Source organism: Streptomyces adelaidensis, from assembly GCF_016598475.1.
Classification (GTDB): Bacteria; Actinomycetota; Actinomycetes; order Streptomycetales; family Streptomycetaceae; genus Streptomyces; species Streptomyces adelaidensis.
The window spans coordinates 30,206-54,992 of record NZ_JAEMUX010000015.1 but is presented as its reverse complement, the minus strand read 5'-3'; the positions used below and the strand labels follow the sequence as shown (position 1 = coordinate 54,992).

Annotated in this window: 18 protein-coding genes; 8 read left to right on the top strand and 10 right to left on the bottom strand. The window is 70.6% G+C overall.

Annotated elements, in window-relative coordinates:
• Positions 1–3 precede the first annotated feature (3 nt).
• Entirely contained in the window at positions 4–858 is an 855-nt protein-coding gene (locus I8N67_RS11560; RefSeq protein ID WP_200302773.1) for an N-formylglutamate amidohydrolase, read from the bottom strand.
• 204 nt (positions 859–1,062) lie between these two features.
• Here I8N67_RS11560 and I8N67_RS11555 point away from each other — a divergent pair, with 204 nt between their 5' ends.
• Complete coding sequence (locus tag I8N67_RS11555; RefSeq protein WP_200302771.1) at positions 1,063–2,577, top strand: amino acid permease; 1,515 nt, start codon at positions 1,063–1,065, stop codon at positions 2,575–2,577.
• Positions 2,578–2,694: 117 nt separating this feature from the next.
• Here I8N67_RS11555 and I8N67_RS11550 read toward each other — a convergent pair whose 3' ends face one another.
• Positions 2,695–4,113, bottom strand: a complete 1,419-nt coding sequence (locus I8N67_RS11550; RefSeq protein WP_200302769.1) for a cytochrome P450 — start codon at positions 4,111–4,113, stop codon at positions 2,695–2,697.
• Between the two features lie 1,258 nt (positions 4,114–5,371).
• Positions 5,372–5,560, bottom strand: coding sequence for a hypothetical protein (locus I8N67_RS11545; protein ID WP_200302767.1), 189 nt, complete (start codon positions 5,558–5,560; stop codon positions 5,372–5,374).
• Between the two features lie 181 nt (positions 5,561–5,741).
• On the opposite strand from I8N67_RS11545, the gene I8N67_RS11540 reads away from it, so the two are divergent.
• From I8N67_RS11540 to I8N67_RS11530, 3 genes are all read left to right on the top strand, one after another.
• Positions 5,742–6,458, top strand: a complete 717-nt coding sequence (locus I8N67_RS11540) for a hypothetical protein (RefSeq protein WP_200302765.1) — start codon at positions 5,742–5,744, stop codon at positions 6,456–6,458.
• Between the two features lie 135 nt (positions 6,459–6,593).
• Positions 6,594–7,670 carry a terpene synthase family protein gene (locus tag I8N67_RS11535; protein ID WP_200302763.1) on the top strand — a complete coding sequence of 359 codons (1,077 nt, stop codon included), beginning with the start codon at positions 6,594–6,596 and terminating at the stop codon, positions 7,668–7,670.
• A gap of 21 nt (positions 7,671–7,691) precedes the next feature.
• Positions 7,692–8,633, top strand: a complete 942-nt coding sequence (locus tag I8N67_RS11530; protein WP_200302761.1) for an RluA family pseudouridine synthase — start codon at positions 7,692–7,694, stop codon at positions 8,631–8,633.
• An 18-nt stretch (positions 8,634–8,651) separates the two neighbouring features.
• Here the strand turns inward: I8N67_RS11530 and I8N67_RS11525 are convergent, their stop codons facing one another.
• The 6 genes from I8N67_RS11525 to I8N67_RS11500 form a co-directional block, all read right to left on the bottom strand.
• Positions 8,652–10,124 carry a cytochrome P450 gene (locus I8N67_RS11525; protein ID WP_200302759.1) on the bottom strand — a complete coding sequence of 491 codons (1,473 nt, stop codon included), beginning with the start codon at positions 10,122–10,124 and terminating at the stop codon, positions 8,652–8,654.
• A gap of 128 nt (positions 10,125–10,252) precedes the next feature.
• The gene (locus I8N67_RS11520; protein WP_200302757.1) at positions 10,253–10,873 is read right to left on the bottom strand and encodes a GTP-binding protein; all 621 of its coding nucleotides are present in this window, start codon (positions 10,871–10,873) and stop codon (positions 10,253–10,255) included.
• Positions 10,854–11,264 (bottom strand): DUF742 domain-containing protein, encoded by a 411-nt coding sequence (locus I8N67_RS11515; RefSeq protein WP_200302755.1) that lies wholly within the window; start codon positions 11,262–11,264, stop codon positions 10,854–10,856. The genes I8N67_RS11520 and I8N67_RS11515 overlap by 20 nt, the downstream gene beginning before the upstream one ends.
• The gene (locus I8N67_RS11510; RefSeq protein ID WP_200302753.1) at positions 11,261–11,668 is read right to left on the bottom strand and encodes a roadblock/LC7 domain-containing protein; all 408 of its coding nucleotides are present in this window, start codon (positions 11,666–11,668) and stop codon (positions 11,261–11,263) included. The genes I8N67_RS11515 and I8N67_RS11510 overlap by 4 nt, the downstream gene beginning before the upstream one ends.
• Positions 11,665–13,302: a sensor histidine kinase gene (locus I8N67_RS11505; RefSeq protein ID WP_200302752.1), complete on the bottom strand. Its 1,638-nt coding sequence runs from the start codon at positions 13,300–13,302 to the stop codon at positions 11,665–11,667. Before I8N67_RS11505 ends, I8N67_RS11510 begins: the two co-directional genes overlap by 4 nt.
• Positions 13,303–13,640: 338 nt before the next feature.
• Entirely contained in the window at positions 13,641–14,285 is a 645-nt protein-coding gene (locus I8N67_RS11500; RefSeq protein ID WP_200302750.1) for a TetR/AcrR family transcriptional regulator, read from the bottom strand.
• Positions 14,286–14,477: 192 nt separating this feature from the next.
• Here I8N67_RS11500 and I8N67_RS11495 point away from each other — a divergent pair, with 192 nt between their 5' ends.
• The 4 genes from I8N67_RS11495 to atzF all read left to right on the top strand — a co-directional run bounded on the left by I8N67_RS11495 (position 14,478) and on the right by atzF (position 21,631).
• Positions 14,478–15,305, top strand: coding sequence for an urea amidolyase associated protein UAAP1 (locus tag I8N67_RS11495; protein WP_200302748.1), 828 nt, complete (start codon positions 14,478–14,480; stop codon positions 15,303–15,305).
• Positions 15,302–15,949 (top strand): urea amidolyase associated protein UAAP2, encoded by a 648-nt coding sequence (locus I8N67_RS11490; protein WP_234045509.1) that lies wholly within the window; start codon positions 15,302–15,304, stop codon positions 15,947–15,949. Before I8N67_RS11495 ends, I8N67_RS11490 begins: the two co-directional genes overlap by 4 nt.
• Complete coding sequence (locus tag I8N67_RS11485; RefSeq protein WP_200302747.1) at positions 15,946–19,470, top strand: 5-oxoprolinase/urea amidolyase family protein; 3,525 nt, start codon at positions 15,946–15,948, stop codon at positions 19,468–19,470. The genes I8N67_RS11490 and I8N67_RS11485 overlap by 4 nt, the downstream gene beginning before the upstream one ends.
• Positions 19,471–19,981: 511 nt before the next feature.
• Positions 19,982–21,631, top strand: coding sequence for an allophanate hydrolase (gene atzF, locus I8N67_RS11480; RefSeq protein WP_200302745.1), 1,650 nt, complete (start codon positions 19,982–19,984; stop codon positions 21,629–21,631).
• Between the two features lie 207 nt (positions 21,632–21,838).
• Here the strand turns inward: atzF and I8N67_RS11475 are convergent, their stop codons facing one another.
• Entirely contained in the window at positions 21,839–24,688 is a 2,850-nt protein-coding gene (locus I8N67_RS11475) for a DEAD/DEAH box helicase (protein WP_200302743.1), read from the bottom strand.
• Between the last annotated feature and the right edge of the window lie 99 nt (positions 24,689–24,787).

Genomic DNA, 24,787 nt, shown 5'->3' with positions numbered 1-24,787 from the left:
GGCTCAGGGGCTCAGGCGGCCGGACACCGCGTCCACAAGCCGCCCGAGCGCGTCCGCCAGCGCCTCCAGCCCCTCCTCCGCCCCCTCCCCCTCCCCCGAGCCCACCCCCACCGGACCACCCGGCTCCGCCATATAGGCATCCCGCCGGATCTCGATCATCAGGGCGCTCACGCGTGGGTCACTCCCGTAGTACTTGAGTGGGACGTACGCGCCGCCGAAGGGCGTGTTGACCTCCGTCCCTCCGAAGCCCGCGAACGCCTCCTCCGCGAGGGCGAGGAGGGCGGGCGGGGTGTGGAAGGGGTCGTGGCCGAGGCAGACGGGGGGCCGGGGGCCGTCGGCGTGGAGTTCGTAGGGCAGGGGCTCGGTCGGGTAGGAATGGACGTCGATGACGACCGCCCGGCCCACGGCCTCCAGACGGCGCGTCACGGCATCGGTCATGGCGGCGGCGTAGGGGTGGAAGTAGCGGTCGATGAGCGGCTGTCCGTCGAGGGCACGTCCGTCGTGGGCGGCGGGGCGCAGGGGCCGGCGGTGCGTGGTCCGGGTGTAGACCGCGCCCATGCCGGCGGCCAGCATCTCCTCCCGCTCGTCCGGGAACCGTTCGGGGTCGACGACCAGTCGGGACAGCCGGTTCACGAACGTCCATGGCCGGACGGCCGACCGGACGGCGGCCGTCTCGGCGATGCGGTCCGTGTGGGCGTCGGTGATGTGGTCCAACTCCCGCTCCAGCGCGGCGTCATCGAGCAGAATCCCGGCCCGTACGGAGGCCGGGATCTCCCGCGAACCGTGCGGTACGTGCAGGATCACCGGCGAGTCCGGCGCCCCCGGCCCGGCCCTCCAGGGGGCCATCGCGTCATTCATCGAGCATCCTCACCGCCGTTGGCCGGAACCGAGCGCGCCCGTCTTCCGGAGCCGTAGAACCCGTAGTACACCCTCACTTCAAGGCCGTGAGGAAATGGGCGCGGCCGCGACACGGTCGCGTGACGCGCGTGAAACAGGGCGTCCCTAATTTCTGTCGCCCGACAGGAATTCTCGCGCCGCTCTGTGCGAAAGCAGGTTGCCGCCATGACGAGCACCGCCCCCGCCGACGTCCGGCCGGATCCACCGCACTCCTCCGACGACCGTTCCCTGACCGAGTTCGGCTACCGCCAGGAACTGCATCGCAGCCTGAGCAGGTACGCCTCGTTCGCCGCCGGTTTCTCCTTCATCTCGGTCCTCACGACCGTCTTCCAGTTCTTCGCCTTCGGATACGCGTTCGGCGGCCCGGTCTTCTTCTGGACCTGGCCGGCGGTGCTCATCGGCCAGCTGATGGTGGCCGCGTGTTTCGCGGAGCTGGCGGCGCGCTATCCGCTCTCGGGCGCGATCTACCAGTGGTCCTCGCGCCTGTCGAACGTCACCTTCGGCTGGTTCGCCGGCTGGATCATGGTGATCGGACAGATCGTGGTGGTCGCGGCGGCGGCGCTCGCGCTGCAGATGGTGATGCCCGCGATCTGGTCGGGCTTCCAGCTCGTCGGCGGCGACCCGGCGCCCACCACGGCGACGGGCGCGGCGAACGCGGCCGTGCTCGGCGTGATCCTGCTGGTCCTCACCACGCTGGTGAACGTGCTCGACAACCGGGTGCTGTCCGTGATCAACCGGGTCGGTGTCACCGCCGAGATCATCGGCGCGATCCTGATCGTCGTTCTCCTGCTCACCCACTCCGAGCGCTCCCCCGGCATCACCTTCCACACCGCCGAGGGCAGCACGGACCTCCTGGGCGCCCTGCTCGTGGGGTCGTTCATGGCGGCGTACGTGATGATCGGATTCGACAGCGCGGGTGAGATGAGCGAGGAGACCCACAACCCGCGCCGCACGGCACCCCGCACGATCCTCACGGCACTCGGCGCGGCCGGCCTCCTCGGCGGGCTCATCGTCCTCGGCGGTCTGCTCGCCGCGCCCAGCCTCACCGACGGCCGGCTGGGCATGGACGGTCTGAGCTACGTCCTGACCAGCAGCCTCGGCGACGGAGTGGGCCGCGCGCTGCTCGCCGACGTGGTGGTGGCCATCACCGTGGCCACGCTCGCGATCCAGACGTCGGCCTGCCGCATGCTCTTCTCCATGGCCCGCGACGGCCAACTCCCCTTCGGGAAGCGGCTCGCCAAGGTCAACCCGCGCACCGGCATGCCCACCGCCCCCGCCCTGGTCGTCGGCCTCCTCGCCGCCGCCCTGCTCCTCCTCAACTTCGCCTCCCCGGAAGCCTTCCTGGCCATCGGCACCACCTGCATCGTGATGCTGTACCTGGCGTACGCGATGGTCACCGGCCCCCTGCTCGTACGGCGCCTGAAGGGCACCTACACCTCCGAGGGAACCGACGAGACCGGCAAGCCCCTCTTCTCCCTCGGCCGCTGGGGCATCCCCATCAACGCCCTCGCCCTCCTCTACGGCCTCTTCATGACCGTCAACCTTGCCTGGCCCCGCGCGGAGGTGTACGACCCGGCGGGCGGCCACTGGTGGTTCCAGTGGTTCACGGTGCTGTTCCTGCTACTCACTGTGGGACTTGGCGTCGTTTATCGGCTGACTCGGGGCCGGGGCGCGCGCTGACTCGGGGCCGGGCGCGCGCACTGCCGCAGAACCTGCCCGGACTCCCCGGGAACCGACCCGGTAGCCGCCGTGGTGTCCCTCATGGGTCGGCCAGTAGCCGCCGCGTCCGGTCCAGGATCACGCTCGGTTCGCGGTCGCCTGTGCGGGTGCTGCGTCCTGGGGCTTCGTGCCCCCCTGGCCGGCCCGCGCGACGGTGCGCATGTACAGCTCTTTGGGACCCAGCGCGAGCGCATACGGTGCCGCCCTGACCCGTCGTCGGCCCGAGGTGTGCTCCAGTCGCCACCGGGCGGCAATGGTCGCCAGCACGAGGGTGGCTTCGGTCATCGCGTAGGCGTCACCGATGCACTTGCGTGCGCCCGTCCCGAAAGTCAGGTACGCGTCGCGAGGGATGGCTTTCACTCGCTCCGGCGCCCACCGGTCCGGATCGAAGTTCTCCGGGTCGGTGTACAGGTCGGCACGATGGTGAATCTGGTAGGGGCTGAGGACGACATCGGTGCCGGCGGGGATCTGCCGACCGCCGAGTTCGGTGTCGACCGTGGTCGTCCGGGTCAGCAGCCAGCCGGGCGGATACAAGCGCATGGTCTCGGTGACGATGTTCCGGGTCATCTCCAGCCGGGGCAGATCCTCGAAGGTGGCGACGCCGTCGGTCAGCACCTCGTCCACCTCGGCGTGGAGTCGCTCCGCGATACGGGGGTGACGTCCCAGCAGGTGGAGTGCCCAGGCCAGGGCTTTGCCTATCGTGTCCGTGCTGGCGAAGAGGAAGGACATGACCTGATCCCTGACCTCTTCGTCGGACAGTCGCGCTCCCTCCGCCCCCGGGGCCGCGAGGTCGTCCTGGGCTGCCAGCAACATGGACATCAGGTCACCGTGGTCGATGCCGTCTGCCCGGTAGTCGGCGATGATGCGGTTGATGGTCTGCTGCGACCGGGTGTAGGCGCGGTCGTAGCGGCGCTTGCCAGGGGTGGGGATGGCGTCGGTATGAGGTGGCAGAAGCATCCGCCGGAACACGCCTTCTTCGAGGGTCACCAGGTCGGCGGCCAGTGATTCCCGGAGAGCTGCGGGCGCGGCGGAGAAGATCGTGGCCGCGGTGGTGCGAAGGCTGATCGTCGTCGTTTCGGCCAGGACATCGATCGTCCGGCCTGCCTGCCACGCGTCGGTCACCGCGCGGGCCTGTGCCCTCATCTCCTGGGCGTAGCCCGGCAGGCGCCCACGGTGGAAGGCCGGCTGGATCATTCGTCGCTGCCGACGGTGGTCCTTGTGCGGGCAGGTTCCGAGACCGTTGCCCAGGAACTCGCGGCTGCGATCGAAGAGGAAGCCGCCTTTGTCGAAGGTGCGGTCGTCCAAGAGAACCCGGCGGGTGAGTTCGGGAGCGCAGACCACGAGGGCGTCGAAGGGACCGAGCCGGATCGTGACGAGGTCGCCGACGGCGGGCAGTGAACGCAGGAAGCGCAGTGGGTCACGCAGGAAGCGCAAAGTGTGGCCGAGCAGCGGCAACGCCCCCGGCGCGGTGACGAACGAGTAGTCGGCCTGTGTCATCGGTCCTCCACCGTTGTGGCGGGCGCCGCCGCGGGACAGGGCTGCGTGAAGCCCGGTCACAGGACCGGCGCAGCCCGCCGGATATCGGCCGAGCACCCACTGCGGCGGGCGGATACTCTTCCACCCGAACGGATCAAATCGCGCCGTACTTCAAAGATTTCAAGGCCCCAAGGCCTCAAGGCCTCAAGGCCTCAAGGCCTCAAGGCCTCAAGGCCTCAAGGCCTCAAGGCCTCAACGGGCAGATCGTCCCTGGCAGTGGCCGGGGACTTGCGGTCCAGGAGCTCGAAAGGGCGGTCGTCGACCGCGCGTCGTGCGCTCAACAGGCCCAGCCAGGCGTTCACCCGGCGGCCTGGATCTCATGCGGCAACCTCCTTGGAGGTGAACCGCGATCGCCGTGCGATCACAGCCCAGGGTCCCAACGCCCGTATTTCCCCTGGAGAGTGCCCTGTCAGTTCGGAGCACAAGCCAACTGCACGAGGGCGCACGGAAGTATGAACTTACCGCACGGAGGTGCGAACATACCCTTCCCGCTCTCCCCGCGACTTCGTGCGCCCCCGTTCCGCCCCTCGGCGTGCAACTACCAGTTGCACAAACCTCGTTGCGAGACGCGCCGAGGCTCAGGGAAGGAACCACCGCGCGCGCAGGGCGTACGACTGCACGCATGGCGCCGTATGGCGGGAGGGAAGGCTATCCCTGACCCTGTACTTCGGCATGCCCCGATCGGATCCCCATGGCTTTCGCCTGCGCTGCGGAGATGAGCCGCTATGAATAGTTTCCGTAAAACATGTCACTCTCTGGGAGAAGCGCCGGCACTGGCCCGGGAGACGCAGCGCTGCCTCGACCGGGCTGCTGCCGCAGGCCTGGAGACACAGCAGCCCAACGGCTCGTGGGCGACACCCCCACGACCACGCATCCTGGAGAACGCCCTCGCGGCCTTCGCCCTGGCCAAGGCAGGATGCCGTTCTCCACACCAGGATCGTGTGCATGCGTGGCTGCGGCAGGCCGAACCCCAGCGGCACGACGCCTTCACAGCGGCCGCGGACGAATGGCTTCGCGCCCTCGCCCTTGATGTCACAGACCCTCCGGCCATGCCCGCTCTACCACACGTCGGTGCCGCACACCGGCGTCGCCGGATACTTCTGCAGACCCTCGGCGTGGCAGCGGGCGTGCCGGATTGCCTCCCGCACGAACTCCTCACCCACGCGACAGAGGCCCTCAGCCATGAAGGCGGCGCTTCGCTGACGGGTTGGCATCGAGCTCAGCTCCTGTCCGCCCAGATCATCGCCAGGGACGCGGCCGGCTTGCCGGTGGACGACGACGTCGTTGCCGCGTTGACCGCCGAGCAGGCCCCGGACGGTTCGTTCCACGCCATGCCGCTGGTCACCGCCATGGCCTGCTTGGCGCTGACCCGGGTCGCACCGGGACGAGCTGCCGCGCGCCGTTGCATGGCCAGGCTCCTGGCAGACCAACACGCGGATGGGACATGGCGGTTCACCACGTTCGACATCTGGGACACCGGCCTGATGGTGCGCTGCCTGCGTGGCCACTCCGTTTTCGACACCCATGCCCGGCCCGGGGCATTGACTTTCCTGGCCCGGGCCCAGTCGTCTCGAGGGGGGTGGGGAAGTGTGTCGGCAGCGATCGCGGGCAATGGCCTGGCCTGCGACGCCGACACCACAGGGAACACCCTGCTCGCTCTGGCCGGCACAGAACAGGGCCGCAAGGCGTGGCCGGCCGCCGCCGACTACGCGCGCGACCACCAGGACCACCGGGGACTGTGGACCACTTGGACAACCACCAGTGACACCGTGGCCCAGGACACCGTCGCGCACATGGTCGCCGGAATACTCGCCCACGCCCCCGAGGAGGTCGGCGTGCAGCAGGCCGCTCGCTGGCTTCTCCAGCAGCACCGCGGTGCCGGTCGCTGGACCGCCGACTGGTACGTATTCCCCGGCTATCCCGCAGCGGAGATCGGCCCCGTGGTGGGCTGGGACACCGTCGCGGCCCGCTCGGAGGCCAGGACGCTGGCGGCCACCCAGAACGGGGACGGCGGCTGGCCGGCCTTCCCTGGGGCGAGCGGTTCGAGCCCGGCCGCGACAGCCCTCGCGGCAACCGTTCTCACCCGCTCCCGCGCCGGCACACCACAGGCGCTCCGGCGGGCCGCATGCTTCCTCATCGAAAGCCAACTGGACGACGGCACCTGGATCGAACCCGCCCCCTATATGTGTGGCCCACGCCCGTTCCTTACGGATGTGGCGTCCCAGGCACACGCTCTGACCTGCCGCGGACTTATCGACCTTGTGCGACACACGGCCGCGGGCCCTCTCCCGTCTCCGGCGGTATGAACCCTGACAGGCCACTCTCACTACGCGACCAACTCGCTCAGCCCCTTGGGCCGTTCCCTACCGGCCCGCCCGGACGCGACTTCACCCACCGTCGGCCGGCCGCACCTCGGGCCGGCGACCAGGAAGGGAGTACCCATGAACGAGTCGCCGCGTGGACCGCTCTCCATACCCTCGCTGTGGTGCCCGATCCCCAGCCAGATCCACCCGCAACGAGCCTCGATCACCGCGTTCCAGCTCGAGTGGAGCATCCGTCACGGACTCGCCATGAGCCGCCACGAGATCGAACGCCTCGCCACCGCGGACATCGCCGGGCTCGCGGCTCGCTTCGTTCCGCGTGCCACGCTCGCCGGCGCCCAGACCATGGCCGCCCTGCTCACCTTGACGTTCGTCATCGACGACCTGAACGACGACGGACGGCTGCGCGGCCTGCCCGACGACTTCGCACGCTACGCGGCGACGCTGTCCCGCGCGCTCGACCGGAGTCGACCCGCAGAACCGGCCGACCCATCGGTGCGGGCTCTGAACGACATCGGCCGGCGTCTCAGGCACGCGGCATCTCCGGCACTCACCGCACGGCTCGTACGAGACTTCCGAGTCACCCTCGCCGCCGAGGTGCGCGAGAGCGCGAACAACGTCCGCCGTCTGCCGCCCGACCTGGACACCTATGTGCGGAACCGTCTCGCCACCACCTGGGTGCTGCCGCTCGCGGATCTCGCCGCCACCGTGGACGGTGTCGAACCGGCACTCACGGATCTGGACCGGCCACAGGTACGGGCCCTGACGGAGATGACCAGCCTGATCCTGGGCTGGGACAACGACATATGTGGCTACGCCAAGGACCGTCACGACGGTACCGAGGACGTCAACAACCTCCCTGACGTCCTCGCCCGCACCACTGGCTCCGGCCCCGCCGAGGCCCTCACCCAGGCCGTGTCGATGCGCGATCGGGTGCTGGCGTACTGGCTGCGTCTGTGCCGCGAGGTCAACGAGACCGCGGGTCCCGCGCTGGCCGGCTACCTCGCGAACCTCGCGTCCATGATCCGCGGACACCTCGACTGGGCCGCGACCTGTCCCCGCCACACCGTCCCTCAGGGCGGCTCCGTCATCCGGATCCCAGCCGCCCGCCGTGCCTGCGGCACCCCCGCCCCGGACCCGCTGAGGATCCCCTCGATCGCCTGGTGGAGGAATCTGCCGGACACACTCGCCGGGTGACCTCTCGATACGCTGGATGTGATGAGACGCCGTAGCCCGCCCCCGCCTTCTCCCCTGCCACAGCGTGACGGGGTGGACCCGATGCGCGTACGGCTGCCGGTCGGCGACGCGTGGGCGACGGTGCGGGATCATCTCGTGGCGCGGCTGGCGGCCGGAGCCGGAGTGATCGACGCCATGCTGGACGAGGGACGGATCGTGGACGTCAGCGGGCGTCCGGTGCCGCGGGACATGGCGTACGTGCCGGGGATGTCGGTGTGGTTCCACCGGGAGCTGCCCGACGAGGAACGGGTGCCGTTCACGGTCGACGTCCTGTACCGGGACGAGCATCTGGTCGTGGCCGACAAGCCGCATTTTCTGGCTACCACCCCGCGTGGCAGCCATATCGCCGAGACGGTCCTGGCACGGCTACGGAGGCAGTTGGACATCCCTGCGCTGGGCGCGGCACACCGGCTGGACCGGCTGACGGCCGGGCTGGTGCTGTTCACCGTACGGCCGGAGGAGCGAGGCGCGTACCAGTCCCTGTTCCGGGACAGACGGGTGACCAAGGAGTACGAGGCTGTGGCGCCGCACGATCCAGCGCTGGTCCTGCCCCGCACCGTACGCAGCCGGATCCTCAAGGAACGCGGGGTCCTTGCGGCCCGCGAGGTCGAGGGTGAGCCCAACGCCGTCAGTCGGGTCGAGTTGCTGGAGCATCGGGACGGGCGCGCCCGGTACCGGCTCATGCCGCGTACCGGACAGACTCACCAGCTGAGGGTGCATATGAGCGCGTTGGGGGTGCCGATCCTCGGCGATCCCCTCTACCCGGTGGTGACCGGCCCCGTGACGGTCGGTGACTTCCGGCGCCCGCTCCAACTGCTGGCGCGGTTGCTGGAGTTCACCGATCCGATCACGGGGCGCGAGCACCGATTCGTCAGCCCGCGGGGGTTGCGGTCCTGGTCGCACTACGAGGAGTGGGCCGGATAGCCCCGGTGCCCGGTCGCCTCACTTGCCGCCCCACCAGCGCAGGCTCAGGAGACGCCGGAACAAGGTGGGCCGACGAGCCGGCTCGGGCGTCGGCTCGGCGGCCGGGGTGGCGGGTTCAGGAGCTGTGGACGGTTTCTGCTGCGTGCCGACGCGCCGGTTGTTCGGGTTCTGCCTCGGTACCGGGTTGACGGAGGGTCGCTCCATGACGTCTTGCTGAGTCTTCGGCGCGAACGTCACCGGCAGCTCCACCAGGTGCCGGTTCGAAATGGACTCCCGCCAGCACAGCTCGTGCTCCTCGCAGGCGAGTTGCACGTCCGGGAGGCGCGTCAGCAGTGCGTCGACACCTACGTCGGCGATGGCGCGGCCGATGTCCTGACCCGGGCACTCGTGCGGGCCGCCGCCGAAGGCGAGGTGGGAGCGGTTGCCCTGCATGTTGGCCTTGAGGTCGGGGCGGACCTTCGGGTCGATATTGCCCGGCGCGATGCCGAACAGCAGACCGTCGCCCTTGCGGATGCGCTGGCCGCCCAGCTCGGTCTCCTGCTTGGCGAAGTAGGCGAGGACCGTGCTGAACGGCGGCTCGTCCCAGAGGGACTGCTCGACCGCCTCGGGAACGGTCATCTGGCCGCCGTTCAACTGGGCACGGAAGCCGGGGTCGGTGAGCACGATGCGCATCACATTGGCGAGGAGGTTGGCGGTCGCCTCGTAAGCGGCGTAGAGCACCACCCGGAGATGTTCACTGACCTCGTCGTCGGTGAGCCCGGCCGGGTGTGTGATGAGGTGGCTGGTGAAGTCCTCCTGGGGTTGGGCGCGGCGGCGGATGGTGAGCCGGCCGAGGACGTCCACGACGTAGGCGTTGCTGGCGATCGCGGTCTCGGTACCCTTGAGCGCGTCACGAGCGGCCTGCACCATCCGGTCGTTGTACTCCTCAGGCATGCCGAGGATCTCGCACAGGACCGCCATCGGCAGATGCTCACAGAACTGGCCGACCAGGTCGGCCCTGCCCTCCTCGCAGAACTGGTTGACGAGGTGCTGGGTCGCGCGGTTGATGTGACGGCGAATGCCCCGGAAGTCGATGGTCGACATGGCGCCCGAGACCGCGCCGCGCAGTCGAAGGTGCTCGTCGCCCTCGGCATGACAGCAGATGGGCTGCCATGCGATGTGCGGCATGAGCGGGTGATCGGGCCTGATCGTGCCTTCCTGCAGAGGAACCCACAACCGGGTGTCCCTGCAGAACTGCGAAGGCGTGCTCACCATGTGCATGTTCTCGCTGTGCCCGAGCACCACCCAGATCGGCACGTCGTCGTGGAGCAGGGCGGGGGCCACGGTGCCGTGCTCGGCCCGTAGTTTCTCGTACACGGCTCCCAGATCCTCCGCCTCGGGGCCGTACAGGCGGCGCAGCCCGCCGGGGGCCATGCCGTGGGCGGGGCATCCGGGGGGTGGCCCGAGCGTGAGGTCGTCCGTTCCTGCGGGGGAATGGGATTCAGGCGTCACGATGATCGCTCCGAAACTGAAGTGGATCCGGTGTCTGGGGAGTTGCTGGGGCGACCGGGAGGGGACTTCCGTGCAGGACGACACGGCTCCCGGTCAAGGGACTTGGTGGGGGGGGAATCAATCGGCGCTCATGCCGACGCTCCCGTCGCGGTCAGCGAGTGCAGGAAGCGCATGAGGGTCATGAGGACGTCGCGGCTGGAGGCCCGGCGGCGCGCGTCGCAGCGGATGATCGGGATCTCCTCGGCCAGGTCGAGCGCCTGGCGCAGTTCCTCGATCGGGTAGCGGGGCGCGTCCGGGAAGTCGTTGATCGCGACGACGAAGGGCACCCGGCGTTCCTCCAGGCGGCCCATGACGTCGAAGCTGACCTCCAGCCGGCGGGTGTCGACCAGGACGACCGCGCCGAGGGCCCCTTCGAACAGGCCGTTCCACAGGAACCAGAACCGCTCCTGTCCGGGGGTGCCGAACAGATAGAGCACCAGCTGGTCCGTGACGCTGATGCGGCCGAAGTCCATGGCCACGGTGGTGGCCGTCTTGGACTTGGAGCCGAAGTTGTCGTCGACTCCGATGCCGGCCTGCGTCATGGTCTCCTCGGTCGTCAGCGGCCTGATCTCGCTGACGGAACCCACCATGGTCGTCTTGCCGACCCCGAAACCGCCCACGATCACGATCTTCGCCGCGGCCTGCGCGCTGTGCGGCAGGTGGTCCTCGGTCCGTGGACCCGTGATGGTGTCAGAGCTTTTGAAGTCCATGCATCACCGCTTCGAGGAGGGAACGGTCCGCTTGCGCCTGCCGGACGACCGGTGCGCGCGCCTGTACCAGTTCGGCCGTCAGCAGCTCGGTGAGCAGGACGGTCACCACGCTGATCGGCAGGTTGAGATAGGCCGAGATCTCGGCCACGGACAGGGGTGCCTGGCAGATCCGGAGCAGCGCCGACTGCTCCGGCGCGGCGGACGGCGGCGGCTCGGCGCGCGCCACGATTAACGTGACGAGGTCGATCGGGGCCCGCTCGTTGTCCTCCCCCGTGAGGATGTAGAGGCGCTCGGGAGGCCGCTCGCCCCTTCCGTCCTCGGGCACCTCCGGGGGAGGCGGGGGAGGTGGTTCCTGCTTGGGTTGGCGCCGCCGGCGTTGCGGAGGAGTCATACGGTCTGCCCGTTGCGGCGCGGCGGACTGGTGAGGTGGGCGCCGATCCGGTCGACGAGGTCGCGCATGCGGTTGCTCATCAGCCCCGGCTCCGCGATCTCGTTGGCGAGCACCGCGAGATAGGCGTTGGAACCGGCGGCCATCAGGTAGAAGTAGCCGCCGTGGATCTCGATGATGACCATCCGCATCTCGCCGTCGCTCTGCGGGATCTCCCCGGCCACGGCCCCGGCCAGGCTCTGCAGTCCCGCGCAGGCCGCGGCGACCCGGTCGGCGGCGTCCGGATCACCGCCGTGGCGGGCGATCCGCAGTCCGTCGGCGGAGAGCACGACGATCTGCTGGATGCCGGGTACGCCGTCGGCCAGATCCTTCAGCATCCAGTCGAAGTTGGCCCGTTGCTGGATCACTTGAGGTCCCCCTCGTCGTCGGCCTCCGTGCGGGCCGGCTCGGTGTTCGCGGTGAGAGCGGTGGACGCCGTGGGGTCGTCCGGGTTGCTGGCTGCGTTCGGGTCGGGGTCGCCCTTCAGCCCGGCCATGAACGCCTCGACCCACATGCCGGGCGGCGGCAGTTCCTTCTCCGGCTCGGGCTCCGGCTGCCACACGGGCGCGGCGGCCATGGCGGCCTCGGCGGCGGCTTCCGCGGCGGCGGCCTCGGCGTACTGCTGGCTGAGCGGGATGGTCTGCCGGCTGCGGCGCTGCGGCAGGCCGTTGGCGGTCCACTCGGTGACGACGGGGACGTCGTCCTCCATGCCCTGACCCATGTCTTCCGCGGAGCTCGGGATCCGCGGTCCGGTGGTCGGGCGGCGACGCTTGGCCTTGCGGTTGGGGGCCTCGACTCCGCCGGTGTCCATGGTGGGGACGGAGGCGGCGCCGATGCCGTGCGCGAATCCGGGGGCCGGCTCTTCGGTGAGCATGTCGCGGGGTACGACGACGACGGCGCGGACACCGCCGTACGCGGACTGCCGGAGCGAGATCTGCATGTTGTACATCGTCGAGAGACGGCCGACGACGGCGAGGCCGAGGCGCGGGCTGGTGCCGAGTTCCTGCAGGTCGACGCCTGCCTGGGCCTTGGCGAGCATGTCCTCGACCTTGGTGCGGGTCTCCTCGCTGAGGCTGACGCCGCCGTCCTCGATCTCGATGGCGATGCCGGTCTGCACCTCCACGGCGGTGACGTGCACCTTGGTGTGGGGCGGGGAGTAGCGGGTGGCGTTGTCGAGGAGTTCGGCGCAGGCGTGGATGACCGGCTCGACGGAGACGCCGTTGACGTTGACCTTGGCGATGGAGTGCAGCTCGATGCGGCGGTACTCCAGGATGCGGGACATCGCGCCGCGCAGGCAGCTGTACAGCGGGACGGGCCGGGGCCAGACACGGCCGGGACGGCTGCCGCCGAGGACGGCGATGGAGTCGGCGAGCCGGCCGATCAGCGCGGTGCCGTGGTCGATACGCAGCAGGTCGTCGAAGACCTCGGGGTTGCGCCCGTGGTCCTCCTCCATCTCGCGGAGTTCGTTGTTCTGCTGATGGACGATCGCCTGGACGCGCCGGGCGATGTTGACGAAGGAGCGCTGCGAGGAGTCGCGCATCGCTGCCTCGCGGTCGATGATGGCGAGCACCATGCGAACCAGCTCACGCTGCGATGCGGGAAGTTCACGCCACTCGACGTCACCGTCGATGACATGACGAATCACCTCTGAGGGGGATTCTCCGCCGTTCAGCCGGTACAGCGCGGCGGGCAGGATCTCCTTGCCCAGCCGGATGAACTCCTGGTCGTGGGAGGCGATCCGCTCTTCGAGGAAGGCGGTCCGCCTGCCGTGTTCGGTACGCAGTTCACGGACCGCGCGGCGGCCGCCGCGCACCGCGACGACGGCGACCGCGATCAGCAGGAGCGTGGCGACGGCTCCGCACAAGCCGACGGCGAGCCGGACCGACCCCGTCACCAGGGAGACGGTGGCCCCGGTCGCCGCGGCCATCAGTATCGCCGGTAGCGGCAGCACGCGCGCGTAGGGAAGTTCACGGCCACCGGGAGGCGATTGAACACTCACCATGTATGCCCTCTAAAGACAGTTCGGCTGACGGTCGGGGGAGTTGCTGGGAGGTGCTGTGGGTTGCTCGGGTTGTTGGGGTTCATCCGCGAATCAAACTGGATCTTCGGTATTTTTTGGAACAAGCGCACGAATACACCTCAACTCGGTGCGCTGCGGGCGAGCTTAGTCCGACCGGATCATCGCTGTGTCATATTCAGCAACCGACTGAAATCACCCGCGCGACAGGAGTACGCTCTGGTGATTTACACGCTGGGACGCCATTCGCACACGCTGCGTAATCGCGAACGGACATACGAAAAGTGCCTCTTGACAGGGTGATTCGATGCCGGCGGCAGCGCTCAGGGGGCCCAGACGCCGGCGATCCGCAGCGCGGCGTCCGCCGTCGCCTCCGCGAACGCGGACACGGGACGGTCCGGGTCGGAGCGGTGCACCAGGATGACGCCCTCGATCAGCCCGAAGACCAGGTCCGTACGCAGGTCCAGCTCACCCTTGGCCAGCGCCCCGCCCTCAGCCGTCGCGGCGATCAACTGCCGGTAGGCGTCCTTGAGTTCCGCCCGTACGGCATGGAAGCCGGCGAAGCGCTCGGCGCGGACCTCCGGGAGGAGGTAGAGGCCGCCGAGGTTGTGCGGGCCGCCACAGAGGAAGCCGACGTCGGTGCGGCACAGCTCCCACAGCCGGTCCTCGGCGGGGGCGGCGTCCCGGGCGAGGAGCTCGCGGGCGCAGGTGAGCGACGGCGTGACCGTGGACTCCAGGAGCTCGGCGAGCAGCTCCTCCTTGCCGGAGACGTAGTGGTACATGGACGCCTGCCGCATACCGGCCAGCTCGGCGACGGCGCGGGTGGTGGTGGCCGCGTACCCCCGCGTGGTGAACAACTCCGCCGCCGCCGCGAGCAGTTCGTCCCGGGCCGACAGCCCGGTCTCCGGGCGCCGTGCGGCCCGGGGCCTGCCGACCCGCCGCCCACCCGTGGCACCCGCGCTTCCCATGTGTTCGATCCTCGCACACGGCGCCCACGCATCCCCTTTGCCCGATCACGCGGTTCCCCGGGGCCCCGGCGAGGCACGATCATCGTGAGGGGTCGGTAACCACCCCGCAACGCACGGGACATGGCGCCGACCCGCCCCACACCTAATTTCTGTCAAGCGACAGAAATAACCGGAGCAGCCGGAGGTCCCGCGATGGCGACGACATCGACGACGTACGGAGCACGTGATCACGCCCGGGCGCAGGAGGGCACCCGGGCCGAGGCGATGCCGGTGGTACCGGCGAGCGGCTGGCCGCAGCCTCCCTGCGAGCCGGAGCGGCTGGTGTGGGCGGAGACGGTGGCGGGCGGGAACTACACGCACCGCGTGCTGGCCCGGGGCACCGAGGTCCGGCTGACCGACCCGCACGGCGACGCGTGCGCGCATCTGCTGCTCCACCACGCCGACCGCCCCTGGGAGCGGCTGAACGTCGCGGACACGGTCAAGGTCCAGTGGAACGCCTACCTCGGTGCGGGCGTACTGCTCCTGTCCGACCAGGGCCGCGTCCTCGCGTCGGTCGTCGCCGACACCTCGGGCCGGCACGACGCGCTGTGCGGCACCTCCACCCTCGTACGCAACACCGAGCGGTACGGGGACGGCGCCTCGCAGTCGCCCTCCCCCGCCGGACGCGAGCTGTTCAAGCTGGCCGCCGCCAAGAACGGCCTCGAACCCCGGGACCTGCCGCCGTCGCTCTCCTTCTTCCAGGGCGTGGCGGTACGCGACGACGGCACCCTCGACTTCACCGGCTCCAGCGGCCCGGGCGGCAGCGTGACCCTGCGCGCCGAGCAAGACGTGACCGTACTGATCGCCAATGTGCCGCACCCGGCCGATCCGCGCCCGGAGTACGTCAGCACGCCGCTGAAGGTGCTCGCCTGGCGCGCCGAGCCGACCCGCCCCGGCGACCCCCTGTGGGACGCCACACCAGAGGGCCACCGTGCCTTCCTGAACACCGCCGAGTTCCTCGCCGCGAGGGGAGTCGCATGAAGACCGAACGCATGAAAACAGAGCGCGTCAAGACCGTCGTCCCGGCCAGGGCCGCCTGGTCGTCAGTGATCCGCACCGGCGAGACCCTCACCATCACCGACCTGCACGGCAACCAGGCCGTCGACTTCCTCGTGTACGACGCCCATGACACGGCCGTCCGCTACAGCGGCCCCGACACGATCCACGCGCAGGGCGGCATCTTCCTCACCACCGGCAGCGTGCTGATGTCCAACGAGTGCACACCGCTGATGACCGTGGTCGCCGACGACGTCGGCCGGCACGACACGGTCGGCGGCGCCTGCTCCAAGGAGTCGAACTCCCTGCGGTACGGACACCACACCTGGTCGCAGCACGCCTGCGTGGACAACTTCCTCGCGGAGGGCGCCAGGCACGGCCTCGGCAAGCGTGACCTGGTGTCGAACATCAACTGGTACATGAACGTGCCCGTCGAGAAGGACGGCACCCTCGGCATCGTCGACGGCATCTCCGCCCCCGGTCTCGCCCTCGCCCTGCGCGCCGAACGCGATGTGCTCGTCCTGGTCTCCAACTGCCCCCAGATCAACAACCCCTGCAACGGCTTCGACCCCACCGCCGTGGAGATGACCGTCGAGGCGCCCGCCGAGGCCCGGGGGAACCCGGCATGACCTTCGACACGCTGCTCGTCGCCAACCGGGGCGAGATCGCGGTACGGATCATCCGCACCGCCCGCGAACTGGGCCTGCGCACGGTCGCCGTGTACTCGGACGCCGACCGCGCCGCGCCCCACGTACGCCTCGCCGACCGGGCCGTACGCCTCGGCCCGGCGCCCGCGAAGGAGTCGTACCTCGACCCGGACCTGATCCTGAAGGCGGCCAAGGACACGGGCGCGGGCGCCATCCATCCGGGCTACGGCTTCCTCGCCGAGGACGCGGCCTTCGCGCGGCGCTGCGAGGACGCCGGCATCGTGTTCGTCGGGCCTACCCCGGACCAGCTGGAGCTGTTCGGCGCGAAGCACACCGCGCGGGAGGCGGCCGAGGCGGCGGGCGTCCCGCTGCTGCCCGGCACCGGTCTGCTGTCCTCGCTCGACGAGGCCCTCGACCGTGCCTCGGCGATCGGCTACCCGGTGATGCTCAAGGCGACCGGCGGTGGCGGCGGTATCGGTATGTCTGCATGTCGCTCCGCCGATGAACTGACCGACGCCTGGGAGCGGGTGCAGCGCGTCGCCGCCGCCTCCTTCTCCTCCGCCGGTGTCTTCCTCGAACGCCTCGTCGAGCGGGCCCGCCATGTCGAGGTGCAGGTCTTCGGCGACGGCGACGGCCTCGTCGTCACCTTCGGCGACCGCGACTGCTCCCTCCAGCGCCGCAACCAGAAGGTCGTCGAGGAGGCCCCGGCCCCCGGCCTCCCCGCCCTCGTGCGCGAGCAACTGACCGCCTCCGCCCGCGACCTGTGCGCGAGCGTGGAGTACCGCTCCGCCGGCACCGTCGAGTTCGTCTACGACGCCGCACGCGAGGAGGCCTACTTCCTGGAGGTCAACACCCGCCTCCAGGTCGAACACCCGGTCACCGAGGAGATCTACGGCGTCGACCTCGTCGCCTGGATGCTGCGCCTGGCGCGCGGCGACTCCGCCGTCGTACAGGCCCCCGGGGCACCCCGCGGCCACGCCGTGGAGGCCCGCGTCTACGCCGAGGACCCGGCGCGTGAACACCGGCCGAGCGCGGGCCTGTTGACCCGGGTCGAGTTCCCGCAGGGTGTCCGCGTCGACGGCTGGGTGGAGACGGGCACCGAGGTCACGACCTCGTACGACCCGCTGCTCGCCAAGGTCGTCGCGTACGGCTCCGACCGCGCGCACGCCCTGCGGCGGCTCGACGAGGCGCTGGCCAGGACCCGCGTCGAGGGCATCGAGACGAACCTGGGTCTGGTCCGGGCGGCCCTGGACGACCCGGACTTCCGGCGGGCCGCCCACTCCACGGCCACCCTCGCGGCCGTCACCGACCCGACCCCCCGGATCGAGGTCGTCTCCGGTGGCGTCCTCACCACCGTGCAGGACTGGCCCGGCCGTACCGGCTACTGGCAGGTCGGCGTCCCGCCCTGCGGCCCCATGGACGACCTGTCCTTCCGCCTCGGCAACCGGGCGCTCGGCAACCCCGAGGGCGCCCCGGGCCTCGAATGCACCCTCCAGGGACCGTCTCTGCGCTTCACCCACGCCACCACTGTCTGTGTGACGGGCGCTCCGGCCCCCGTGACCGTCGACGGCTCACCGGTCGGGCAGTGGGAGCCGGTGACGGTGCCGGCCGGGGCCGTCCTGTCCGTCGGCGCGCCCACCGAACACGGCCTTCGCACGTACGTGCTCTTCGCGGGCGGCGGCGTGGACGTCCCGTCGTTCCTGGGCAGCGCGGCCACCTTCACCCTGGGCCGCTTCGGCGGCCACGGCGGCCGGGCCCTGCGCACGGGCGACGTACTGCGCGGCGGGGCGGTCGCTGAAGGCGGTCCCGTCCCGGAGCCGGCCCGTCCGGTGTTCGACTCCTCCTGGCAGGTGGCCGCCCTCGAAGGCCCGCACGCCGCACCGGAGTTCTTCACCGAGGACGACATCCACGAGTTCTACGCGGCCGACTGGAAGGTCCACTTCAACTCGGCCCGCACAGGTGTACGACTGGTCGGTCCGAAGCCCCGCTGGGCCCGCACCGACGGCGGCGAGGCGGGCCTGCACCCCTCCAACATCCACGACACCCCGTACTCGGTCGGCGCCGTCGACTACACCGGCGACATGCCGGTCCTCCTCGGCCCCGACGGCCCCTCCCTCGGCGGCTTCGTCTGCCCGGCCACGGTCATCTCCACCGAGCGCTGGAAGCTCGGCCAGTTCCGCCCCGGCGACACCGTCCGCTTCCTCCCGGTGGCGGACGACGCCTCGCCCCGCCGGGCGATCGTCGACGGCGGCGTACTGGCCCGCGACGGCGATGTGACGTACCGCCGCAGCGGCGACGACAACCTCCTGGTCGAGTTCGGCCCCATGCAGCTCGACCTGGCCCTGCGCATGCGGGTGCACGCCCTGATGGAAGCGGTCACCGAGGCCGCCCTCGACGGCGTGAGGGACCTCACCCCCGGCATTCGCTCCCTACAGATCCGGACGACCCCGACGACCCTCCCCCAACCCGAACTCCTCACAGCGGTACGGGAGATCGTGGCGGCCCTCCCCCCGGCGGACGAACTGGTCGTCCCCTCCCGCACGATCCACCTCCCCCTCTCCTGGGACGACCCCGCGACCCGCGAGGCCATCGCCCGCTACATGGCGGGCGTCCGCGACGACGCGCCCTGGTGCCCCTGGAACATCGAGTTCATCCGCCGCGTCAACGGCCTGGACTCGGTCACGGACGTGTACGACACGGTCTTCGCCGCGGAGTACCTCGTCCTGGGCCTGGGCGATGTGTACCTGGGCGCCCCGGTCGCGACCCCGCTGGACCCCCGCCACCGCCTGGTGACGACGAAGTACAACCCGGCACGCACCTGGACCGCCGAGAACTCGGTCGGCATCGGTGGCGCGTACCTCTGCGTCTACGGCATGGAAGGCCCTGGCGGCTACCAGTTCGTCGGCCGCACCACCCAGGTCTGGTCCCCCTGGCAGCAACGCGGCGCCTTCCAGTCCGGCTCCCCCTGGCTGCTCCGCTTCTTCGACCGCATCAAGTGGTACCCCGTCGACGCCGACGAGCTCCTCGACCTCCGCGCGGACATCGTCTCCGGCCGCTTCGTACCACGCGTCGAGGAGGGCGTCTTCTCCCTGTCCGAGTACGAGACCTTCCTGACGGAACACTCCGATTCCATAGCGGAGTTCAGGTCCAGGCAGCAGGGCGCCTTCGCGGCGGAGCGGACCGCCTGGGAAGCGGCCGGCGAGTTCACGAGGGCCGAGACGGCAGCGGCCCCACCAGCTCCTACCGCAACGGTGCACATCCCCGAGGGCGGCCACCTCATCGAGGCCGAGTTCGCCGCCTCCGTCTGGCAACTCAACGTCCGACCGGGCGACCGAGTGACCACCGGCCAGCCCCTTCTGGCCCTGGAGGCCATGAAAATGGAGTCCCGCGTCCACGCCCCGATGGACGGCGTGATCGACCAGATCCTGACCAGACCCGGCGCCCAGGTCGAGGCAGGCACAGCCTTGCTGATCCTGACCCCGTCGGGCCCAGAAAATGCCTGAGACGCCGCGATGCGCTCCGCGACCGGCCAGGTCACGGAGGCCTCGGACACGGCCCGGCAGCAGGTGGGCGGCTCCTCCACCGGGGGCATCGAACCGGGCGCGGAGGCGTGTGGCCGGCCACATCTCTGGGCGACTCACGACCCGCCGGAGTACGCGGCCGACCACACCGCCGGCCGCCCGCACCCCGCCGGTGGTACGCGGCCGACCACACCGCCGGCCTCCCGACAATCCCACCGGTGGTACGCGGCCGACCACACCGCCGGCCTCCCGACAATCCCACCGGTGGTACGTGGCCGGCCAACCCACCGGCCGCCCGACAATCCCACCGGGGTGCGGCCTCGCCCGCCCCGCCGGGTACCTCACAACACCACCGGTGGTGCGCGGGCAACCGCTGCACCGGGCGCCCGATGACCGTGGTGGTGTGTGGGCAATCGTTCCGCAGGGCGGAACGGGTGGGCACACGCCGCCCACCGGCCCGCAGCCGACGGAACCACCCCGCCAAGGAGCACAGATGTCGACCCTGACCCGAGTTCACCTGGCCTACGCCCGCATCGCAGCCGTAGACCGCCCCGAGATCTGGATCGACCTGCGCCCCCGGGCCGAGGTGGAGGCCGAGGCAAGGGCCATTGATGCCCGCCTCGCCGCGGGCGACCGGCTCCCCCTCGCGGGCCGCCTCTTCGCCGCCAAGGGCAACATCGATGTGCACGGCCTCCCCACGACCGCGGGGTGCCCGGCCTATGCGTACCCGCCGGAGGCCGACGCCCCGGCCGTGGCCCGCCTGCGCGCGGCCGGCGCGATCGTCCTCGGCACCACGAACCTCGACCAGTTCGCCACCGGCCTGGTCGGCACCCGCTCACCCCACGGCGCCGTCCGCAACGCCGTCGACCCGTCCCGGATCAGCGGCGGCTCCAGCTCCGGCTCAGCCGTGGCGGTGGCGCTCGGCATCGTCGACCTCGCCCTCGGAACGGACACGGCCGGCTCCGGCCGGATCCCCGCCGCGTTCAACGGCATCGTCGGCCTGAAGCCCACCCGCGGCCTGGTCCCGACCACCGGCGTCGTCCCGGCCTGCGCCTCCATCGACTGCGTGACGGTGTTCGCCCGCACCCTCCCCGAGGCCGAAGAGGCACTCGCCCACCTGGCCTCCCCGCCCGACCGCACCCTCCCCGCGCTCCCACAGCGCACGCCCGGCCCATGGCGCGTCGCCGTCCCCCCACGCGAGCAGCTCGGCGAGCTGGACGAGGGCTCGGCGGAGGCCTACGAGGCGGCCGTGACCCGGCTGAGGGCAGCGGGCGCGGACGTACGCCCCCTCGACCTCACCCCGTTCAGCGAGGCCGCGGCCATGCTGTACCAGGGCGCGTTCGTCGCCGAGCGCTACACAGCCGTGGGGAGCTTTGTCGACAAGGCAATCGCGGACGGCGTCGACTCCCTCGACCCCACCGTCGCCGGCATCATCACCCGCGCCCGCGACATCCCGGCCCACCAGCTCTTCGCCGACCAGGACCGGCTGGCCGTCCTGCGCACCCGGGCCCTGGCCGAACTGGCCGACGCAGACGCCCTGTTGCTGCCGACCGCCCCCGGTCACCCCACGCTCGCCGAGGTCGCCGCCGACCCGCTGGGTGCCAACGCCCGCCTCGGCCGCTTCACCAATTCGACGAACCTCTTCGACCTGGCGGCGGTCGCCGTCCCCGCGGGCGAGGTCCGCGGCCTCCCCTTCGGCGTGATGCTGATCGGCCCGGCCTTCACGGACGAACGCCTGGCCCGGATCGCCACCCTCCTGCTGCCGGAGGCCCGCCTGGCCGTCGTGGGCGCCCACCTCTCGGGCCAGCCCCTCAACTCCCAGCTCCTGGCCCTGGGCGCCCAGCTGGAACAGACGACCACGACCGCCCCCGTCTACCGCCTGCACGCCCTGGACACGACCCCGCCCAAGCCGGGCCTGGTCCACGTGGGCGAGGACGGATCACCGGTCGAGGTCGAGGTCTGGCGCCTCCCGGCAGAGGGCCTGGGCCGCCTGCTGACCACCCTCCCCCGCCCCATGACCCTGGGCACCATCGAACTCTCCGACGGCACCCGGACCCCGGGCTTCCTCTGCGAACCGACCGCCCTGCGAGAAGCCCCGGACATCACGGAGTACGGCGGTTGGAGAGCGTATCTGACCCGCTGACCAGACCCACGGCCGCCGACCGACCCCGCCCGACCCACCGCCGGCGCCCCTCAACCGAGGGGCGCCGGCGGCGCTTTTCAGGGGCGCGGGGCTGAATCAATATGCGGCTCTGCCGCGTGGGCGCGACCAGCCACAATCAACCCGCACCCGCCGAACAACCCACCCCCCACATCAGGCGCCCCCACAACCGGCGCCCACTCACACAACTCACCCAACCGACGAGTAAGCCACAACCCCCCTCAACAACCCCTCAACAGCCTTCCGCGCACTCTTCCCCACAGTCGACCCCGGCGGCGCGGCCGCCGACACCTGCCCCAGCACATCGATCACCTGCTTACACCACCGCACAAAATCCCCCGCCGGCATCTCCGCCTCACGCAACACCTCGTCGAGCCCCTTCCCCGAGGCCCACATATACGCGGCCCAGGCGAACCCGAGGTCGGGCTCCCGCTGCCCCACCCCTTCGCTCTGCCTGATCCGGAACTCCTCCTCCAGCGCGTCCAGCCGCCCCCAGATCCGCACCATCTCCCCCAGCGCGGCCTTCGCGTTCCCGGACGGCAGCTTCGGCGCCATCGCGTCGTCGCCGCTCCGGGCCTCGTACACGAGCGCCGAGACACACGCGGCGAGCTCAGCCGGCCCCAGACCCTCCCACACACCGGCCCGCAGACACTCACTGGCGAGCAGGTCCAGCTCGCCGTAGAGCCGCGCGAGCCGCTTCCCGTGCTCGGTGACCTCGTCGCTGCGCAGATAGTCCAGCTCGGTCAGGAGCGCGACGATGCGGTCGAAGGTCCGCGCGATGGTGTTCGTACGTCCTTCGATGCGCTGCTCCAGCTGCGCGGTGTCCCGCTTGAGCCGGTAGTAGCGCTCGGCCCAACGCGCGTGATCCTCACGGTCGTCGCACCCGTGGCAGGGGTGGGCTCGCAGGTCGGCGCGGAGCCGCGCGATCTCACGGTCGTCGGCGGCGGCCGCCCGCCGCCTGCCGTGCCGGTCGGGCACGAGGTGTCCGGCCTTGGTGCGCAGCGCGGAGGCCAGGTCCCGCCGCGACTGCGGCGAGCGCGGGTTGAAGGACTTCGGGATCCGCATCCGCTCCAGGGCTTCCACCGGCACCGGGAAGTCCATGGACGCCAGCCGCTTGACCTGCCGCTCGGCGGTGAGCACCAGCGGACGCGGTCCGTCGTGGTGCTCGAAGCCGCGATGGCCGTTGGACCGCCCGGCGGGCAGTCCGGGATCCAGCACCAGCGCCAGGCCCGCGTACTTGCCGGTCGGGACATGGATGATGTCCCCCGGCTTCAGCTTCTCCAGCGCCACCGCGGCCTCGGCCCGCCGCTGGGCGACGCCCTGCTTGGCCAGCTCTGTCTCGCGGTCCTTCAGCTCCCGCCGCAGGCGCGCGTACTCCTCGAAGTCCCCGAGGTGGCAGGTCATGGACTCCTGGTAGCCCTCGAGGCCCTCCTCGTTGCGCTGCACCTGCCGGGAGATCCCGACGACCGACTTGTCGGCCTGGAACTGCGCGAAGGACGTCTCGAGCAGCTCGCGCGAGCGGTGCCGGCCGAACTGCTCGACCAGGTTGACCGCCATGTTGTACGACGGCTTGAAGCTGGAGCGCAGCGGATACGTCCGGGTGCCCGCGAGTCCGGCCAGGTGGTCGGGGTTCATGCCGCGCTGCCACAGCACGACGGCGTGGCCCTCGACGTCGATGCCCCGACGCCCGGCACGACCGGTCAACTGGGTGTACTCACCGGGGGTGATGTCGGCGTGCTGCTCGCCGTTCCACTTGACGAGCTTCTCCAACACCACCGAGCGCGCGGGCATGTTGATGCCGAGCGCGAGGGTCTCGGTGGCGAACACGGCCTTGACCAGGCCGCGTACGAACAGCTCCTCGACAACTTCCTTGAACGTCGGCAGCATGCCCGCGTGGTGGGCGGCGATGCCGCGCTCCAGGCCTTCCAGCCACTCGTAGTAGCCGAGGACATGGAGATCCTCGTGCGGGATCGACGCCGTGCGCTCCTCGACCAGGGCGCGCACCCTGAGCCGTGCGTCGTCGTCGTTCAGCCGGAGTCCCGCGTAGAGGCACTGCTGGACGGCGGCCTCGCAGGCGGCGCGGCTGAAGATGAAGGTGATGGCGGGCAACAGGCCTTCGGAGTCGAGCCGTTCGATGACTTCGGGGCGGCTCGGGATCCAGATCCGGGAGCGCTGTCTGCGCTCGCGCTCACGGTCGGCCTCGCGCATGGCGCGGCCGCGTCTGCGGTCCTGGAAGGAGGGGCGGCTGGCCTCCATGCGCGCCATGCGCGTGAGGTCGGGGTTGACGGCCTTCTTGTGGCCCTCGCCCTCCTCGAAGAGGTCGTACATCCGCCGTCCGGCGAGGACATGCTGGAACAGCGGCACGGGCCGGTGTTCGGAGACGATCACCTGGGTGTCGCCGCGCACGGTGTCCAGCCAGTCACCGAACTCCTCCGCGTTCGACACGGTCGCCGAGAGGGAGATCAGGGTGACGGACTCCGGGAGGTGGATGATCACCTCTTCCCAGACGGCGCCGCGGAAGCGGTCGGAGAGGTAGTGCACCTCGTCCATGACCACATGGCCGAGGCCCAGGAGGGTCTGGGAGCCCGCGTACAGCATGTTCCGCAGGACCTCGGTGGTCATCACGACCACCGGGGCATCGGAGTTGACACTGTTGTCGCCGGTGAGCAGGCCGACCTTGTCGGCCCCGTAGCGGCGGCACAGGTCGGCGTACTTCTGGTTCGACAGCGCCTTGATGGGTGTCGTGTAGAAGCACTTCTTGCCCTGCTGGAGGGCGAGGTGGACGGCGAACTCGCCGACGATCGTCTTGCCGGAGCCGGTGGGGGCGGCCACGAGCACGCCCTTGCCCGCTTCGAGCGCCTGGCAGGCCTCGATCTGGAAGGGGTCGAGACCGAAGTCGTACATCTCGCGGAAGGAGGCGAGCGCGGTGGCCTGCTCGACAGCGCGCCTGCGTGCTGCCGCATACCGCTCGGCCGGTGAGAGGTCCTCTGTCATCGTGCTTTCGAGACTACCGGCCCGCACTGACAACAGGACGATCATTATGCGGATCGGTGCCCGGGCGGCACAGGATCACCGCAGTTCAGGGCACCGCAGGGGGCCGGGGGCGTGGTCCGGGGCACACGACGGCGCACGAGGCGC

Excerpts from the sequence above, each read along its gene's own strand:
- I8N67_RS11485 (WP_200302747.1), top strand. The coding sequence starts at position 15,946 with ATGACCTTCGACACGCTGCTCGTCGCCAACCGGGGCGAGATCGCGGTA.
- I8N67_RS11490 (WP_234045509.1), top strand. The coding sequence starts at position 15,302 with ATGAAGACCGAACGCATGAAAACAGAGCGCGTCAAGACCGTCGTCCCG.
- I8N67_RS11500 (WP_200302750.1), bottom strand. The coding sequence starts at position 14,285 with ATGGGAAGCGCGGGTGCCACGGGTGGGCGGCGGGTCGGCAGGCCCCGG.
- atzF (WP_200302745.1), top strand. The coding sequence starts at position 19,982 with ATGTCGACCCTGACCCGAGTTCACCTGGCCTACGCCCGCATCGCAGCC.
- I8N67_RS11505 (WP_200302752.1), bottom strand. The coding sequence starts at position 13,302 with ATGGTGAGTGTTCAATCGCCTCCCGGTGGCCGTGAACTTCCCTACGCG.
- I8N67_RS11475 (WP_200302743.1), bottom strand. The coding sequence starts at position 24,688 with ATGATCGTCCTGTTGTCAGTGCGGGCCGGTAGTCTCGAAAGCACGATG.
- I8N67_RS11560 (WP_200302773.1), bottom strand. The coding sequence starts at position 858 with ATGAATGACGCGATGGCCCCCTGGAGGGCCGGGCCGGGGGCGCCGGAC.
- I8N67_RS11535 (WP_200302763.1), top strand. The coding sequence starts at position 6,594 with ATGAACGAGTCGCCGCGTGGACCGCTCTCCATACCCTCGCTGTGGTGC.
- I8N67_RS11555 (WP_200302771.1), top strand. The coding sequence starts at position 1,063 with ATGACGAGCACCGCCCCCGCCGACGTCCGGCCGGATCCACCGCACTCC.
- I8N67_RS11515 (WP_200302755.1), bottom strand. The coding sequence starts at position 11,264 with ATGACTCCTCCGCAACGCCGGCGGCGCCAACCCAAGCAGGAACCACCT.
- I8N67_RS11550 (WP_200302769.1), bottom strand. The coding sequence starts at position 4,113 with ATGACACAGGCCGACTACTCGTTCGTCACCGCGCCGGGGGCGTTGCCG.
- I8N67_RS11545 (WP_200302767.1), bottom strand. The coding sequence starts at position 5,560 with ATGCAACGGCGCGCGGCAGCTCGTCCCGGTGCGACCCGGGTCAGCGCC.
- I8N67_RS11495 (WP_200302748.1), top strand. The coding sequence starts at position 14,478 with ATGGCGACGACATCGACGACGTACGGAGCACGTGATCACGCCCGGGCG.
- I8N67_RS11530 (WP_200302761.1), top strand. The coding sequence starts at position 7,692 with ATGAGACGCCGTAGCCCGCCCCCGCCTTCTCCCCTGCCACAGCGTGAC.
- I8N67_RS11520 (WP_200302757.1), bottom strand. The coding sequence starts at position 10,873 with ATGGACTTCAAAAGCTCTGACACCATCACGGGTCCACGGACCGAGGAC.